Annotated in this window: 12 protein-coding genes and 1 tRNA gene; 6 read left to right on the top strand and 7 right to left on the bottom strand. The window is 73.2% G+C overall.

Translation table 11 applies throughout. The features are described 5' to 3' along the window. Positions 1–204: 204 nt before the first annotated feature. Positions 205–1,569, top strand: coding sequence for a class I SAM-dependent methyltransferase (locus ACZ51S_RS21950; RefSeq protein WP_468961746.1), 1,365 nt, complete (start codon positions 205–207; stop codon positions 1,567–1,569). 98 nt (positions 1,570–1,667) lie between these two features. Here the strand turns inward: ACZ51S_RS21950 and ACZ51S_RS21945 are convergent, their stop codons facing one another. Both ACZ51S_RS21945 and ACZ51S_RS21940 read right to left on the bottom strand, forming a co-directional pair. Further along, on the bottom strand, positions 1,668–4,217 hold the full coding sequence (locus ACZ51S_RS21945; RefSeq protein WP_468478810.1) for an ABC transporter permease: 2,550 nt from the start codon (positions 4,215–4,217) through the stop codon (positions 1,668–1,670). A gap of 77 nt (positions 4,218–4,294) precedes the next feature. Then, positions 4,295–5,065: an ABC transporter ATP-binding protein gene (locus ACZ51S_RS21940; RefSeq protein WP_468886421.1), complete on the bottom strand. Its 771-nt coding sequence runs from the start codon at positions 5,063–5,065 to the stop codon at positions 4,295–4,297. 420 nt (positions 5,066–5,485) lie between these two features. Here ACZ51S_RS21940 and ACZ51S_RS21935 point away from each other — a divergent pair. Both ACZ51S_RS21935 and ACZ51S_RS21930 read left to right on the top strand, forming a co-directional pair. Then, positions 5,486–5,568 (top strand) — tRNA-Leu (locus ACZ51S_RS21935). 136 nt (positions 5,569–5,704) lie between these two features. Further along, positions 5,705–6,559: a Bax inhibitor-1/YccA family protein gene (locus tag ACZ51S_RS21930; RefSeq protein WP_388939180.1), complete on the top strand. Its 855-nt coding sequence runs from the start codon at positions 5,705–5,707 to the stop codon at positions 6,557–6,559. A gap of 112 nt (positions 6,560–6,671) precedes the next feature. Here ACZ51S_RS21930 and ACZ51S_RS21925 read toward each other — a convergent pair whose 3' ends face one another. Then, positions 6,672–6,902, bottom strand: coding sequence for a DUF4287 domain-containing protein (locus ACZ51S_RS21925; RefSeq protein WP_388939178.1), 231 nt, complete (start codon positions 6,900–6,902; stop codon positions 6,672–6,674). 102 nt (positions 6,903–7,004) lie between these two features. Between ACZ51S_RS21925 and ACZ51S_RS21920 the strand changes: the two genes are divergently transcribed. Continuing rightward, on the top strand, positions 7,005–7,361 hold the full coding sequence (locus ACZ51S_RS21920; RefSeq protein WP_467888975.1) for a hypothetical protein: 357 nt from the start codon (positions 7,005–7,007) through the stop codon (positions 7,359–7,361). Here ACZ51S_RS21920 and ACZ51S_RS21915 read toward each other — a convergent pair. The 3 genes from ACZ51S_RS21915 to ACZ51S_RS21905 all read right to left on the bottom strand — a co-directional run bounded on the left by ACZ51S_RS21915 (position 7,345) and on the right by ACZ51S_RS21905 (position 10,950). Further along, on the bottom strand, positions 7,345–8,148 hold the full coding sequence (locus ACZ51S_RS21915; RefSeq protein WP_388939557.1) for a hypothetical protein: 804 nt from the start codon (positions 8,146–8,148) through the stop codon (positions 7,345–7,347). The genes ACZ51S_RS21920 and ACZ51S_RS21915 overlap by 17 nt on opposite strands. A gap of 304 nt (positions 8,149–8,452) precedes the next feature. After that, entirely contained in the window at positions 8,453–9,673 is a 1,221-nt protein-coding gene (locus ACZ51S_RS21910) for an acetyl-CoA C-acetyltransferase (protein ID WP_467888978.1), read from the bottom strand. A 266-nt stretch (positions 9,674–9,939) separates the two neighbouring features. Then, entirely contained in the window at positions 9,940–10,950 is a 1,011-nt protein-coding gene (locus ACZ51S_RS21905; RefSeq protein ID WP_468478812.1) for an SGNH/GDSL hydrolase family protein, read from the bottom strand. Between the two features lie 125 nt (positions 10,951–11,075). Here ACZ51S_RS21905 and ACZ51S_RS21900 point away from each other — a divergent pair, with 125 nt between their 5' ends. After that, complete coding sequence (locus tag ACZ51S_RS21900) at positions 11,076–12,458, top strand: cystathionine beta-synthase (protein WP_388939555.1); 1,383 nt, start codon at positions 11,076–11,078, stop codon at positions 12,456–12,458. 501 nt (positions 12,459–12,959) lie between these two features. On the opposite strand, the gene ACZ51S_RS21895 is transcribed toward ACZ51S_RS21900, so the two are convergent. Continuing rightward, positions 12,960–13,322 carry a hypothetical protein gene (locus ACZ51S_RS21895; protein ID WP_468961744.1) on the bottom strand — a complete coding sequence of 121 codons (363 nt, stop codon included), beginning with the start codon at positions 13,320–13,322 and terminating at the stop codon, positions 12,960–12,962. A gap of 147 nt (positions 13,323–13,469) precedes the next feature. Between ACZ51S_RS21895 and ACZ51S_RS21890 the strand changes: the two genes are divergently transcribed. Beyond that, on the top strand, positions 13,470–14,312 hold the full coding sequence (locus ACZ51S_RS21890; protein ID WP_468167801.1) for a MurR/RpiR family transcriptional regulator: 843 nt from the start codon (positions 13,470–13,472) through the stop codon (positions 14,310–14,312). The last annotated feature ends 398 nt before the right edge of the window (positions 14,313–14,710 follow it).

Below are 14,710 nucleotides of genomic sequence, written 5' to 3'. Positions count from 1 at the left end.
TCCGCCATCCGTGGTGCGGGCGGCCCCTTCGGCGTACCCGCGGACCGGCCGGAGCGGCCGCCGCCAGGGCCGGACGGGCCCTTGGCCCGGGTCCGGCACGGACGGCTGGAGGCCCGCTCGAGGGCCACTCCAGCGGGCGGCCGGCCGTGATTGCCCCGGAAGGGAAGTGGGAAGTCGTTCCACGACCTTCTGGAGGTGCCTGAGATGAGCGACGCCGCGCCGCGGCTGGCAGCGATTGCCGAAACCCTGCTGGGCGCCCCCGTGCCCGTGCGGATACGGGCCTGGGACGGCAGTGAGGCCGGCCCCGCCGCCGGCCCCGTGCTGGTGATCAACCACCGCCGCGCCCTGCGCCGGATCCTGTGGAAGCCGGGCGAGCTCGGACTCGCCCGCGCCTGGGTCACCGGGGAGCTGACCGTCGAGGGCGACCTGTTCGAGCTGCTCGACCGGGTGGCCGGCCTGCTCTGGGAGCGCGCGCCCGCCGCACCCGCCCCCGTCCCCGCCCGTACCGGACCGGCGAGGCTCGCCGCCCTGCGACCGCACCTGCCCGGGCACGGCTCCGGGGCCGCCGCGCTCCTCCGCGACCCGGCCGCACGGAGCGCCGTACGCGACCTCGTGGCCCTGGCGCGCCCCTGGACGGCGCCCGCGCCGCCGCCGGAGGAGGCCGTCCGCCGCGGCGGGCCGCGCCACTCCAGGAAGCGCGACAGCGAGGCGATCAGCCACCACTACGACGTGGGCAACGACTTCTACGAGCGCGTCCTCGGCCCCTCTATGGTCTACTCCTGCGCCTACTGGACCCCGGACGGCACCCTCGAGGACGCCCAGCGGGACAAGCTCGACCTGGTCTGCCGCAAGCTCGGCCTGAAGCCGGGGAAGCGGCTCCTGGACGTCGGCTGCGGCTGGGGTTCCATGGCCCTGCACGCGGCCCGCGAGTACGGGGTGCGGGTCACCGGCATCACGCTCTCGCGCGAGCAGGCCGCGTACGCCCGCAAGCGGATCGCGGAGGAGGGCCTGACCGACCGGATCGAGATCCGGGTGCAGGACTACCGGGACGTCAAGGACGGCCCGTACGACGCGATTTCCTCCATCGGCATGGCCGAGCACGTGGGCTCTGAGCGCTACCGCGAGTACGCCGGGATCCTGCACGCCCTGCTGGCCCCCGGCGGCCGGCTGCTGAACCACCAGATCGCCCGTCCCCCGGAGCCCGACGAGGAGGCGTACCGGGTGGACGAGTTCATCGACGCGTACGTCTTCCCGGACGGGGAGCTCTCCCCGATCGGCACCACCGTCGGCGAGCTGGAGAAGGCCGGCTTCGAGGTCCGCGACGTGGAGGCGCTGCGCGAGCACTACGCGCTGACCCTGCGGGCCTGGGTGGCGCGCCTGGAGCGGCACTGGGACGAGGCCGTACGGCTCACCTCGCCCGGGCGGGCCCGGGTGTGGCTGCTGTACATGGCGGCCTCCGCGCTCGGCTTCGAGCGGGGCCGCCTCGGGGTCAACCAGGTGCTGGCGGTACGGCCCGTGGACGGAGGGGCCTCGGGGATGCCGCTGCGGGCGCGCGTCTGGGGCGGGTAGCCGGGTCCGCGGCCGGGCGCCGGGCGGCGGAAGGGCCCCGGGGCGTGTGCCCCGGGGCCCTTGGCGTGTACCGCGTACCGCCGTGGCGGCCGCGCCCGCTACTCGGTCTTGATGGCGGTCAGCATGTTCAGCCGGGCGGCGCTGCGGGCGGGCCACATGGCGGCCAGGACGCCGACGACGGCGGCCAGCAGGAGGAAGACGCCGATCCGGTCGTAGGGGAGGACCAGTTCGTAGTCGGGCACCGCCTTCTTGAGGGTCGAGCCGACGGCCCAGGCGAGGAAGACGCCGATGCCGATGCCGAGGACGGCGCCGAAGAGCGAGATGACCACGGACTCCAGGCGGATCATGTTCTTGACGCGGGCCCGGTCGAGGCCGATGGCGCGCAGCATGCCGATCTCCTGCGTCCGCTCGAAGACCGACATCGCCAGGGTGTTGACCACGCCCAGCACCGAGATGATCAGGGCCATGCCGAGCAGGCCGTACATGATGTTCAGCATCGTGTTGATCATGCCGCCCATCTCGTTGCGCATGTCCTGCTGGGTGGCGACGGTCATCGCCGGGTTCTTGCCGAGGGCGTCGATGACGGCCTGCTGGCTCGCCTTGGACTGGCCGCCGGTGGTGTTGACGTAGACCTCGCGGATGTACTGCTCGTCCGTGTGCTCGCCGAGGATCTTGTTGTCCAGGACGTACGGGGAGAGCAGGCCCTCCATGTCCTTGTAGACGGCGCCGACCTTGAGGGTGGCCTTCTGGCCGTCCTCGAACTGGGCGGGGAGGGCGGAGCCGACGGTGAGCCGCTGCTTCTTCGCGGTGCTCTCGGCGACGGCGACCTCGCCCTTGCGGAGGCTGTCCAGCGAGCCGCTGACGACCTGGATGTTCAGCAGTTCGCCGATGGCGGCCGGGTTGACGCCGGAGGCCGCGCGGAAGTCGTCGCCGGTCTTGAAGTAGCCGTCGGCCTGCGGGGAGACCGCCTTGACGCCGGGGGCCTTGGCCAGGGTCTCGGCCACCGACTTGTCCAGGCTGCCGTTGCCGCCGGACATGGTGACCTTGTAGTCGGCCTTGAGTTTGTCGGTGCTCATCCGGTCCACGGCCTTGCCCATGGTGACGCCGAGCACGGACATGGTGGTGACGAGGGTGAGGCCGATCGCCAGCGAGGCGGCGGTGACGGCGGTGCGGCGCGGGTTGCGCACGGCGTTCTGCGCGGCCAGCTTGCCGGGGACGCCGAAGACCTTCTGGAGCGCCGGGCGGACGGCCGCGATGACCGGCCGGGAGAGCAGCGGGAGCAGCACGATCATGCCGATGAGCAGGAGGGCCGCGCCGCCGCCGATGACCTCGCGGCCGTCGCCGCCCATCGAGACGCCGAGGAGGACGACGCCGATGCCGAGGAGGCTGGTGACGGAGCCGATGACGTTGCGCAGCACGAGGGACTTGGCGGAGGCCGGCAGGTGGGCGCTGCCCATGGCGGCGACAGGGGCGATCCGGCCGGTGCGCCAGGCGGGCAGCAGGGCGGCGAGGGTGGTGACGAGGACGCCGATGACCAGCGCGGCGATGACCGTGCCGGGGGCGACGACCAGGTCCCCGGCGGGGATCTTGGCGCCGAGGGAGTCCATCAGGGAGCGCATGCCGACCGCCAGGCCGATGCCGCCGGCCAGCCCGATGGCGGCCGAGAGGGCGCCGACGACGAGGGCTTCGGAGAGCACCGAGCGCATGACCTGGCCGCGGTTGGCGCCGACGGCGCGCAGCAGGGCCAGTTCCCTGGTGCGCTGGGCGACCAGCATCGTGAACGTGTTGTAGATCAGGAAGACGCCGACGAAGAGGGAGATGCCGGCGAAGGCGAGCAGCATGGTGCTCATGCTGCTCATCCCCTTCTCGATGTCCTTGGCCTGCTCGGCGGCGAGCGCGGCGCCGGTCTGGGCCTTGGTGGTCTTGCCGTCGACGAGCGGCTTGATGTCGGCGAGCAGCCGGTCGGCGGAGGCGCCGGGGGCGGCGGCGACGGAGAGCTCGTCGTAGAAGCCGGGCTGGAGGTAGAGCTCCTGGGCCACCTTGGTGTCGAAGAGGACGAGGCTGCCGCCGGCGTTGACGGCGCCGTCCTCGGTGGTGAAGACGCCGGAGAGGGTGAACTCGCGGACCGGGCCGTTGGTGGCGACGCGGACCTTGTCGCCGGTCTCGTACCCGCCCTTGGCGGCGGTTTCCCTGTCGAGGGCGACCTGGTCGTCCCGGACCGGGCCGGTGCCCTGGACGAAGGTGTAGCGGGGGTCCCGGCCGTCCTCGACGGGCGCGTGGTTGGAGCCCTTGTTGGCCCAGCCGGAGCCGATCAGCTTGCCGTTCTCGTCGCCGACGCCGGCGAAGCCCGAGACGCGGCCGGCGACCGAGCCGACGCCCTTGACGGCCTTGACCTTCTCCAGGGTCTGCTGGCTGATGCCGGGGTCGCCCTCCTTGCGGCCGTCCTCGGCGCGGGCCTGGCCGTAGGAGGTGACGGAGACGGCGACGCCGCTGTAGCTCTTGGCGGACTGGCCGGACAGGGACTTGCTGAGGGTGTCGGTGAAGACGAGGGTGCCGGAGACGAAGGCGACGCCGAGGGTGACGGCGAGGACCGTCATCAGCAGCCTCGCCTTGTGCGCGAGGACGTTGCGCAGGGCGGTACGGAACATGGGGATCTCGGTCCTGGGGCTGGAGGTCTGTGAGGAGGGCGCGTGAGCCCCGCGGGGCGGGGCGGTCCGGCTCCGGGTCAGCTGGTGCGGCCCTTGGCGTCGAAGGCCTTCATCCGGTCGAGCACGCCGTCGGCGGTGGGCGCGTACATCTCGTCGACGATGCGGCCGTCCGCGAGGAAGACGACGCGGTCCGCGTAGGAGGCGGCGACCGGGTCGTGGGTGACCATCACGACGGTCTGGCCGAGCTCGCGCACCGAGTTGCGCAGGAAGCCGAGCACCTCGGCGCCGGAGCGGGAGTCCAGGTTCCCGGTCGGCTCGTCGCCGAAGATGATCTCGGGGCGGGCGGCCAGGGCGCGGGCCACGGCGACGCGCTGCTGCTGGCCGCCGGAGAGCTGGGTGGGGCGGTGGGAGAGGCGGCCGGAGAGGCCGACCATGTCCACCACGGTGTCCAGCCACTGCTTGTCCGGCTTGCGGCCGGCGATGTCCATGGGGAGGGTGATGTTCTCCAGGGCGGTCAGGGTCGGCAGCAGGTTGAACGCCTGGAAGATGAAGCCGATCTTGTCCCGGCGCAGCTGGGTGAGCTGCTTGTCCTTGAGGGACCCCAGCTCGGTGTCGCCGATGCGGACCGAGCCGGCGGAGAAGGTGTCCAGGCCGGCCACGCAGTGCATCAGCGTGGACTTGCCGGAGCCGGAGGGGCCCATGATCGCGGTGAACTGGCCCTGGCCGAAGTCGACGGAGACGTTGTCCAGCGCGACCACCTGGGTCTCGCCCTGGCCGTACACCTTGGAGAGCTGCGTGGCGCGGGCGGCCACGGCCTGTGCCTGTGCGGTGTGCCGGGCGTAGTTCATGGCGGTCACGGGGGGACTCCTGTCGAACGGTTCTGCGATGTGCCGGGTCCCTTCCATCCTCACCGGGGGACCCCCCGCCGGGGATCAGCCGAGGTGCCCGTTCGACGGCCCACTGGAGTCTGACCGCGAGGGGCGGTGCCTCCTCCTCTGGTATGACAAGGAGGGCTGCTCGCGGGGGCGGGGCAGGGGGTGGCCCGGGGTGGCGGACGGGGTGGCGGGGGGCAGCGGAATCAGGTCAATCCCGGGGCGGTGCACAGCGTCGTCCGGAAGGGTGCCGACCGCGACTTATCGGGTCTGACGCCCACTCAATCGCCAATAAAATCAGACAACATCGGATAGAGGGCCCTCGGCCGGGCATGGTCTTCCGGATAGGCTCATCACTGCGTACAAGGCATTTTCCACGGGGCCCCGCCGCGCCTTGCCCGGATGGTGGAAAGGCAGACACGGCGAGCTTAAACCTCGCTGGCCCTCGGGCCGTGCCGGTTCAAGTCCGGCTCCGGGCACTTCCGCGGCTCCACCGTTTATCTCCGGCGCTTCGCCGTACCTTCTCCTAAGATCCTCCTCCAGCAGTAGGGTGCTTTCTTTGCGAGCGCATTACTCTTGAAGCAAGGCCACACACGGAGGCCATGGAGGAGTGAGATGAGGAGCAGTAACCCGGTCTTCTCGCGACGGGGGTTCAGCCGCGACAACGGCGGCTACGCGGGCTTCGAGGCGCAGCACGCGCAGGCCGGGACCGCGCCCAACCCGTACGCGACGAATCCTTACGCCACCGACCCGGCCACCGGCATGCCGACGGCTCCGGTCCGCGCCAACGCGATGACCATCGACGACGTCGTGACCCGTACGGCCATGACGCTCGGCACCCTGATCGTCACCGCGACCCTCGCGTGGATCGCCCTGCCCGTCGACCCGGCCAACGTGGGCAAGTCCTACGGCATCGCCGTGGGCTCGGCGCTCATCGCGTTCGTCCTCGCCATGGTCCAGAGCTTCAAGCGCAAGCCGACGCCGGCGCTGATCCTGGGCTACGCGGCGTTCGAGGGCGTCTTCCTCGGCGTCATCTCGATGGCGACCAGCACCTACATCAGCCCCGGCGTGGTCGTCCAGGCCGTGCTCGGCACGATGTGCGTCTTCGCCGCGGTGCTCGTGGCGTACAAGATGCGCTGGATCCGCGTCACCCGCCGGTTCACCGGCTTCGTGATGGCCGCGGCCCTCGGCTTCGTCCTGCTGATGGTGGCGAACTCGCTGTTCATGCTGTTCGGCGGCGGTGACGGCCTCGGCTTCCGCAGCGGCCCGCTCGGCATCGTCTTCGGCATCGTCGGCGTCATCCTGGGCGCCTGCTTCCTGGCCCTGGACTTCAAGCAGGTCGAGGACGGCGTCACGTACGGCGCTCCGCGCGAGGAGGCCTGGCTGGCGGCCTTCGGCCTGACGCTGACCCTGGTGTGGATCTACCTGGAGCTGCTGCGCCTGTTCCAGATCCTCTCGGGCGACGACTAGCCGTACCGGCGGCACGAGCCGGCAGGACCAGGGGAAGGCCCCGCGAGCGGACCGCTCGTGGGGCCTTCCCGCGTTCTGGGCTCGTGAGGGGGACGGGGGGCCGCCGGGCGGCTCAGCCGAACCTTCGGGCCGCTCTGCGCAGGCCGTGCTCGTGGATGATCGCCTTGGCCTGGCCGTACGACAGGTCGTGCGCGCCGAGCAGCCAGCTGACCTTCTCCTCGAACCGGACGAGCGAGGGGCCCTCGTCGACGGTGCGGAGCCAGTCGGAGATCTCACGACCGGTGGTCTGGGGGATTCTGTCGATCATGTTGCGGTGGGTCCGCTCGGAGAACTCTACGGACATGGGCGCCTCCGGGGGGTGTCGCCGTGCTGTTCCCTTCACGTCACCGTGCCGCAGAGTTCGCCCGTTGGCAATGGTGCCGGGACGGCGCGTAAGGTCGGCCGGGTGCTCGATACCTCACCCCTGGACGCCGCCGTGGAACGCTTCGCCGACCGGCTGCGGGCCGCGCCGCAGAGCCGCCTCCTGAAGGGCGCCGCCGCCGAGGCCCTGGAGCTGGCCCGGGAGCTCGCGCTGCGGGCCCAGCGGCTGGAAGAGCCGGAGGGGGCGGCTCCGGCGCGTGTGGTGCCGGACGCGGGCCTCTTCGTCGTGGGGGACCAGGTGGCCGTGGCCGGGCTCGACCTCGCCGAGGCGCTGCGCGCGGCGGAAGCCGGCGGCGGGGCGGACGGCGCGAAGGCCCCGTCCGAGATGCTGGACGAGGCCGTGGCGCTGGTGGAGCAGGCGGAGATCAGAGCGATGCGATGACCCGGTCCGCCAGGATGTAGACGTTGCTGTCCGGGTCCTCGGCGTCACCGCAGGAGAAGGTCAGCGCGTAGGCGCCGGAGATGCCCGAGCCGCCGAGCAGCACCGGGGCGGTGCCCGAGCGCAGGGCCTCGGCGAGCCGCTCCGCGGTCTCCCGGTGGCCCGGGGTCATGCACAGCGTGGTGCCGTCGGTGAAGACGTACACGTCGAGGGTGCCCAGCGGGCCCGGGCGGACGTCCGCGAGGGCCGTACGGGCCTCCGCGAGCTCCTCCAGGCGGCTGACGGTGCGCTCGTGGTCGGCGCCGGGGTGCGGCTGGACCGGGACGAAGTCCGGGTGCGAGGGGTGGCGGCGGCGGGCCGCGGCCAGCTCGGCCGAATCCTCGGGGTACTCGTCGGCGAGGTCGTCGCCCAGGACCGGCTCCAGGCCGACCAGGTCCGCCTGCCGGGGCAGGAAGACCGGGCCGTCCTCACCGAGGCCGGAGAGGCCGCCCAGCAGGGACGGCGCGTCCGCGGCGTCGCGGGCCTCCTGCGCGGCCCAGAAGGCCCGCGCCTCGGCCAGCTCGCGCTCGCGCTCCTCGGCCAGGGCCTCGGCCACGGCGGCTCGTATCTCGGCGGCGGGGGACTGCACCGCGCCGCGGGCGTGCGGAACGGTCGCGGCGCGCGGGTGGGCCGACACCGCAAGCTCACCGCGCAGGGCGGTGACCTGCTTGCGCAGTCCGTGGACGGCGTGCAGCGCAGCAGCGCCCACGGCCGTGGCAGCGGCCGTGGTCAGCAACAGGGCAAGAGACATGGCGCTCACTGACTAACTCCTGGTTCATTCGATCCCCCGACTTCCTACATCAGCTTGTCCCGTGCTGTGAATGGCGTGCAGTGCATTACGTCATGAATTGGACAGGTCTTTCGTCCTCGCGGGCCCCGGGGGATGGCGTCTGACCTGGGCAAATGCCGCTCCCCCAGGACAAAGGTCACATCCTGGGGGAGATTCGGTCACAGGTCGGCCGCGACGGGGTTGGATCCGCCGTCAGTAGAGCGCACGGAGCTGGAGGATTCCTTGCGGGGCCTGGGGGTCCCGGTCGAGCCGGGCCCCCGCGGGACTACGACAGGCGCTCGATCACCATGGCCATGCCCTGGCCGCCGCCGACGCACATCGTCTCCAGGCCGAACTGCTTGTCGTGGAACTGGAGGCTGTTGATCAGCGTGCCGGTGATACGGGCACCGGTCATCCCGAACGGGTGACCGACGGCGATGGCCCCGCCGTTGACGTTCAGCTTCTCCAGCGGGATCTCCAGGTCGCGGTAGGACGGGATGACCTGGGCCGCGAAGGCCTCGTTGATCTCGAACAGGTCGATGTCGCCGACGGTCAGCCCGGCCCGCTTCAGGGCCTGCTTGGACGCCTCGACCGGGCCCAGGCCCATGATCTCCGGGGACAGGGCGGTGACGCCGGTGGAGACGATCCGCGCCAGCGGGGTCAGGCCCAGCTCCCGCGCCTTGGTGTCGCTCATGATGACGAGCGCGGCGGCGCCGTCGTTGAGCGGGCAGCAGTTGCCGGCCGTGACCAGGCCGTCGGGGCGGAAGACGGGCTTGAGGCCCTCCACGCCCTCCAGGGTGACGCCGGCGCGCGGGCCGTCGTCCTTGCTGACCACGGTGCCGTCCGGGGTGGTGACGGGGGTGATCTCGCGCGCCCAGAAGCCGTTCTTGATGGCTTCCTCGGCGAGGTTCTGCGAGCGCACGCCGAACTCGTCCATGTCCCGGCGGGTCACGCCCTTGAGGCGGGCCAGGTTCTCGGCGGTCTGACCCATGGAGATGTACGCGTCGGGGATCAGGCCGTCCTCGCGCGGGTCGTGCCAGTCGCTGCCCTCGCTCTGCGCGACGGCGGCCGTGCGGGCCTCGGCGTCGGCGAAGAGCGGGTTGTGCGTGTCCGGGAGGCCGTCGGAGGAGCCCTTGGCGAACCGGGACACGGTCTCGACGCCGGCGGAGATGAAGACGTCGCCCTCGCCCGCCTTGATGGCGTGCAGCGCCATCCGGGAGGTCTGGAGGGAGGAGGAGCAGTAACGGGTGATCGTGGTGCCGGGCAGGTAGTCCATGCCCATCTGCACGGCGACGATACGGGCGAGGTTGTGGCCCTGCTCGCCGCCGGGGAGGCCGCAGCCGAGCATCAGGTCGTCGATCTGGCGCGGGTCCAGCTCGGGGACCTTGGCGAGGGCCGCCTGGATGATCGTGGCGGTCAGGTCGTCCGGGCGGACGTCCTTGAGCGAGCCCTTGCCGGCGCGCCCGATCGGGGAGCGGGCGGTGGAAACGATGACGGCTTCGGGCATCGGGACTCCAAGGGGTGCGTCGTTGCGGGACCGCATGCGAAGTTACCGCCCCGTACCGTCGAGGTCACCGGGGTCGGGATGTGATGCCGGTCGCTCTCGCCATTGTGCCGCCGCCCGCGCCGGGACCGCGTGAACGGCCGGAGCCGCCCGCCGGGGCGCGCGGGCCCCGTCGAGGGCGGCGGCACCCCGGTCCGGCCGCGGCCGGCGTGGAGGCCGGGCGGGGGCGCGCCGGAGGCCCGGCGGAGGCGGCGCCCGCGGAGCAGCGGCTACGCGTGGTCCCCGGCCGGGCTCGGCTCCGGGTTCTGGGCCTCCGGGAGGCGCCGGCGGCGGCGGTGCTTGAGCAGGGCCCACGGGCCGCGGGCCGGCGTGACCTCCGTGCCCGCCTCGCCCGCCGCGGCGGAAGCCGCCTTCGCCACCGGCAGCATGTCCTCGTCCCGCGAGACGTCCAGCCGGTCGGAGCCCGGCCACAGCCCCAGCGCCGCGCACAGCGTCGGCAGCACCGCCATCGCCGCGGTGGCGTACCCCTCCGCCGAGGGGTGGTAGGAGTCCGGGCCGAACATCTCGCGCGGGTTCGCCGCGAACTCAGGGCCCAGCAGGTCCCCCATCGAGATCGTCCGCGCCCCCAGCGCCACCACGCCGATCGTCTGGGCCGCCGCCAGCTGCCGCGAGACCCGGCGGGCCATCCACCGCAGCGGCTGGTACACCGGCTCGATCGTGCCGAGGTCGGGGCAGGTCCCGACCACGACCTCGGAGCCCGCGAGCCGCAGTCTGCGTACCGCCGCCGTCAGCAGCCGCACCGACTGGGTGAGCGGCATCCGCCTGGTCACGTCGTTCGCGCCGATGATGATCACGCAGACGTCCGGCGCGGGGCCGTTCCCGTCCAGCAGCAGGCTCACCTGCCGGTCCAGGTCGTCCGACATGGCCCCGGAAAGGGCCACGTTGCGCAGCTCCACCGGCCGTTCGGCCACCGCCGCCAGCCCGGACGCCAGCAGCGCCGCCGGGGTCTGGCGGGCCCGGTGCACGCCCAGCCCGGCGGCGGTGGAGTCGCCCAGCATGCCCATCCGCAGCGGCCCCGGGCTCAGCTCCGGCCCGCTGAACTCGCTCCCGTACAGGCCGTCGGCGCGCGGCGGATCGCCGAGCCCGTTGCCCACCGTCCGCTTCGCGAACTGCACCTCCGCCAGGACCAGCCCGACCGCGGCGACCCCGACCAGCCCGAGTCCGCCTCCGCCGTACGCCGCCCCCGCCGCGATCCGGCGGGCCGTCCTCGCCCTGGACATCCTCCGAGCCACCTCCTCCGTCGTGTTGACCTTCCTGCCCCGTACGGCCGGTCGGCCAATCCCTTTCCGCTTACTCTGGCCGGACCTCCCGGAGAACCCGTGGAGTCCCCTTCTTGGAGAACATGGTGCAATTCCACGACTCGATGATCAGCCTCGTCGGCAACACCCCGCTGGTGAAGCTCAACCGCGTGACCGAAGGCCTGCAGGCCACCGTGCTTGCCAAGGTCGAGTACTTCAACCCCGGCGGTTCCGTGAAGGACCGGATCGCCGTACGGATGATCGAGGCCGCCGAGCAGAGCGGTGCCCTCAAGCCCGGTGGCACCATCGTGGAGCCCACCAGCGGCAATACGGGTGTCGGACTCGCCATCGTCGCCCAGCAGAAGGGCTACAAGTGCATCTTCGTCTGCCCTGACAAGGTCTCCCTCGACAAGATCAACGTGCTGCGCGCGTACGGCGCCGAGGTCGTGGTCTGCCCCACCGCGGTCGACCCGGAGCACCCGGACTCGTACTACAACGTCTCCGACCGCCTCGTGCGCGAGACCCCGGGCGCCTGGAAGCCGGACCAGTACAGCAACCCGAACAACCCCCGTTCGCACTACGAGACCACCGGTCCGGAGCTGTGGGAGCAGACGGACGGGAAGATCACGCACTTCGTGGCGGGCGTCGGCACCGGCGGCACCATCTCGGGCACCGGCAACTACCTCAAGGAGGTCAGCGGCGGGAAGGTCAAGGTCATCGGCGCGGACCCGGAGGGCTCCGTCTACTCCGGCGGCAGCGGCCGCCCGTACCTCGTCGAGGGTGTCGGCGAGGACTTCTGGCCGACCGCCTACGACCCGAACGTCACCGACGAGATCATCGCGGTGTCCGACAAGGACTCCTTCCAGATGACCCGCCGCCTGGCGAAGGAGGAGGGCCTCCTGGTCGGCGGCTCCTGCGGCATGGCGGTCGTCGCCGCGCTGCGCGCCGCCGAGGGCCTGGGCCCGGACGACGTGGTCGTCGTCCTGCTGCCGGACAGCGGCCGCGGCTACCTCAGCAAGATCTTCTCGGACGAGTGGATGGCCGGGCACGGCTTCCTGGAGGAGGCGGGCCCCGCCGCGCGCATCGGCGACGTCCTCGCCGACAAGGACGGCGGCATCCCGTCGCTCGTCCACATGCACCCGGAGGAGACCGTCGGCCAGGCCATCGAGGTGCTGCGCGAGTACGGCGTCTCGCAGATGCCGATCGTCAAGCCGGGCGCCGGCCACCCCGACGTGATGGCCGCCGAGGTCATCGGCTCGGTCGTGGAGAAGGAGCTGCTCGCGGCGCTGTTCGCGCAGCGGGCCTCGCTCGGCGACCCGCTGGAGAAGCACATGAGCGCGCCGCTGCCGCAGGTCGGCTCCGGTGAGCCGGTGTCCGAGCTGATGGCGGTGCTCGGCGAGGCCGACGCGGCGATCGTGCTGGTCGAGGGCAAGCCCACCGGTGTGGTGAGCCGGCAGGACCTGCTGGCGTTCCTGGCCAAGACGGCCTAGCGGAGCGCCGCGGCGCGGTGGGAGGCGGCGGGCCACGGGGCCGCCGCCTCGCCGCGTTGGCGCGGTGTGCGGCACGCGGTGCGCCGGGGCGGTCGTGGGCGCGGGCGTGCTCGTCGCACGGGCGCGAGCGGGGCGTGGGCGGCGTGACGCGACCGTTGCGCGGGTGGTCCCTCGGCGCGAAGTGAGGCGGGGACCGCCGCACCCCCGGCTGGCCGGGGGGCGGGACGACGGCGGTCCCCGCCCGGGACACGGGCCGGGTCAGGGCCGTCCGCGTCCGTGGCGCCGGCGTGCTCCGGGAGCCGCTCCGGGGACGCGCAGGCGCCGTGCGAGGTGTCGGGGGGCCGTTCCGGCTTCCCGGGCTTCCCCGTCGACGACACCACTGTCGCGCAGCCGTGCTAAGCCGGTGCTGCCGTCACGTGTCGCCCCCGTACCGATCGCGCGACGGGCGCCCGCCGGCCGGGAGCGGCCGTCAGGCCGTCGGGCCGGAGCGCCGTCGGGCCGTCAGGCCAGCGGGTCGCGGGCGGGCCGGCGTGCGCGCCCGGCGTGGGCCAGGTTCACGCCCAGGATGCCCGCCCAGGCGACCACCAGCCCGGCGGTGCCCTGGGTGATGGCGATGGCCGACAGCGGGACGGCCAGCACGAGCGTGACGATCGCGAAGCCGAAGCGCTCCCCGAAGGCGCTCACCGGGGTGGAGCCGGAGCCCGGTCCGCCGCGCTCCCGGCGCAGCCGCTCCTCGGCGAGCCGGCGCCGGACCTGGGTGTCGACCTTGTCCACGAAGGATTCCACGAGCGCGGCCTCGTACTCGGGCCCGAGCTCCCGCCGGGCCTCCAGCGTGGCGGCGAGTTCCTTCTTGAGCTCTGTCATGGGGCCACGCTAGGAACCGCCGCCGGGCCCCGCACTGGGGATAGCCCCCGTATCCGCATCGCGGTCACGGCTTGCTCCGCTGCATAGATACATGCAGAGTGCAGGGTGACTGAATATCTCCCCGGGGACGGGACGGAGGGGGCGGCGATGAACGACAGCCCGGCCGCACGGCTGCAACGGCTGTTCGAGGGACACCGGCTGACGCCCACCCAGCGGCGGATCGCGCACTGCATGGTGCGCGGTGCGGCGGAGGTGCCCTTCCTGTCGAGCGTGGAACTCGCCGAGCTGGCCGGGGTGAGCCAGCCCTCGGTGACCCGGTTCGCCGTGGCCCTCGGTTTCGACGGGTACCCGGCGCTGCGCCGGCACCTGCGCGAGGTGGCTCCGGCCGGGCGTCCGGAGCCCGCGCGCGAGGACGCGTACAACGAGTACCAGCAGGCCGTCCAGGGCGAGATCGAGAACCTCCAGCGGCTCTCGGCGATGCTGGCGGACCCCTCGCCGGTCGAGGAGGCGGGCCGGCTGCTCGCGGCCTCGGCGCCGCTGCCGGTGCTGGGGCTGCGGGCGGCGTCCTCGCAGGCGCGCGGGTTCGCGTACTTCGCCGCCAAGGTGCATCCGGACGTACGCCTCCTCGACGAGGGCGGCTCCATGCTCGCCGACCGGATCGACGCGGCGGCCGCCGCCGGGGCCTCGGCGCTGCTGTGCTTCGCGCTGCCCCGCCACCCCCGCGAGGTGGTGGAGGCCCTGGAGCACGCGCGGGCGGCCGGGCTGACGGCGGTGACGGTCGCCGACTCGGCCTTCGCGCCCGTCGCCCGGCACTCGGACCTGCTGATCCCGGCGCCGGTCGGCACCGGGCTGGCCTTCGACACGGCGTGCGCCCCGATGCTGCTGGGCCGGGTGCTGCTGGAGGCGATGGCGGACGCCCTGCCGGACGCCCAGGCCCGCCTGGAGGCCTTCGACGCGCGGGCGGCGGCCCGCGGCCTCTTCGTGGAGTAGCCCCGCCGCGCGACTCCCGGCCACCCCCGGACTGCGGCCCCTGCGGCCAGGCCCCGGCACCTCCGGCCCGGCGAGGCAGCGGCCCCGGCCTCCGGCCGCGTGCCCCAGCCGGCCGCCTGCCCCTGCGCCTCCGCCCCGAGCCCGCGGCTCCGCCCAGGCGCCCGCCCCCGCGGCCCGGCCCCGGCGCCTCCGGCCCGGCGAGGCAGCGGCCCCGGCCTCCGGCCGCGTGCCCCAGCCGGGCGCCTGCCCCTGCGCCTCCGCCCCGAGCCCGTGGCTCCGCCCAGGCGCCCGCCCCTGCGGCCGGCCCCGGCGCCTCCGGCCCGGCGAGGCAGCGGCCCCGGCCTCCGGCCGCGTGCCCCAGCCGGGCGCCTGCCCCTGCGCCTCCGCCCCGAGCCCGT

The organism is Streptomyces sp. NPDC034043, from assembly GCF_055575675.1.
Note: the sequence above shows the minus strand (reverse complement) of the source record. Positions and strands in the feature narration are given on the sequence as shown.

Excerpts from the sequence above, each read along its gene's own strand:
- ACZ51S_RS21950 (WP_468961746.1), top strand. The coding sequence starts at position 205 with ATGAGCGACGCCGCGCCGCGGCTGGCAGCGATTGCCGAAACCCTGCTG.
- ACZ51S_RS21945 (WP_468478810.1), bottom strand. The coding sequence starts at position 4,217 with ATGTTCCGTACCGCCCTGCGCAACGTCCTCGCGCACAAGGCGAGGCTG.
- ACZ51S_RS21940 (WP_468886421.1), bottom strand. The coding sequence starts at position 5,065 with ATGAACTACGCCCGGCACACCGCACAGGCACAGGCCGTGGCCGCCCGC.
- ACZ51S_RS21930 (WP_388939180.1), top strand. The coding sequence starts at position 5,705 with ATGAGGAGCAGTAACCCGGTCTTCTCGCGACGGGGGTTCAGCCGCGAC.
- ACZ51S_RS21925 (WP_388939178.1), bottom strand. The coding sequence starts at position 6,902 with ATGTCCGTAGAGTTCTCCGAGCGGACCCACCGCAACATGATCGACAGA.
- ACZ51S_RS21915 (WP_388939557.1), bottom strand. The coding sequence starts at position 8,148 with ATGTCTCTTGCCCTGTTGCTGACCACGGCCGCTGCCACGGCCGTGGGC.
- ACZ51S_RS21910 (WP_467888978.1), bottom strand. The coding sequence starts at position 9,673 with ATGCCCGAAGCCGTCATCGTTTCCACCGCCCGCTCCCCGATCGGGCGC.
- ACZ51S_RS21905 (WP_468478812.1), bottom strand. The coding sequence starts at position 10,950 with ATGTCCAGGGCGAGGACGGCCCGCCGGATCGCGGCGGGGGCGGCGTAC.
- ACZ51S_RS21895 (WP_468961744.1), bottom strand. The coding sequence starts at position 13,322 with ATGACAGAGCTCAAGAAGGAACTCGCCGCCACGCTGGAGGCCCGGCGG.
- ACZ51S_RS21890 (WP_468167801.1), top strand. The coding sequence starts at position 13,470 with ATGAACGACAGCCCGGCCGCACGGCTGCAACGGCTGTTCGAGGGACAC.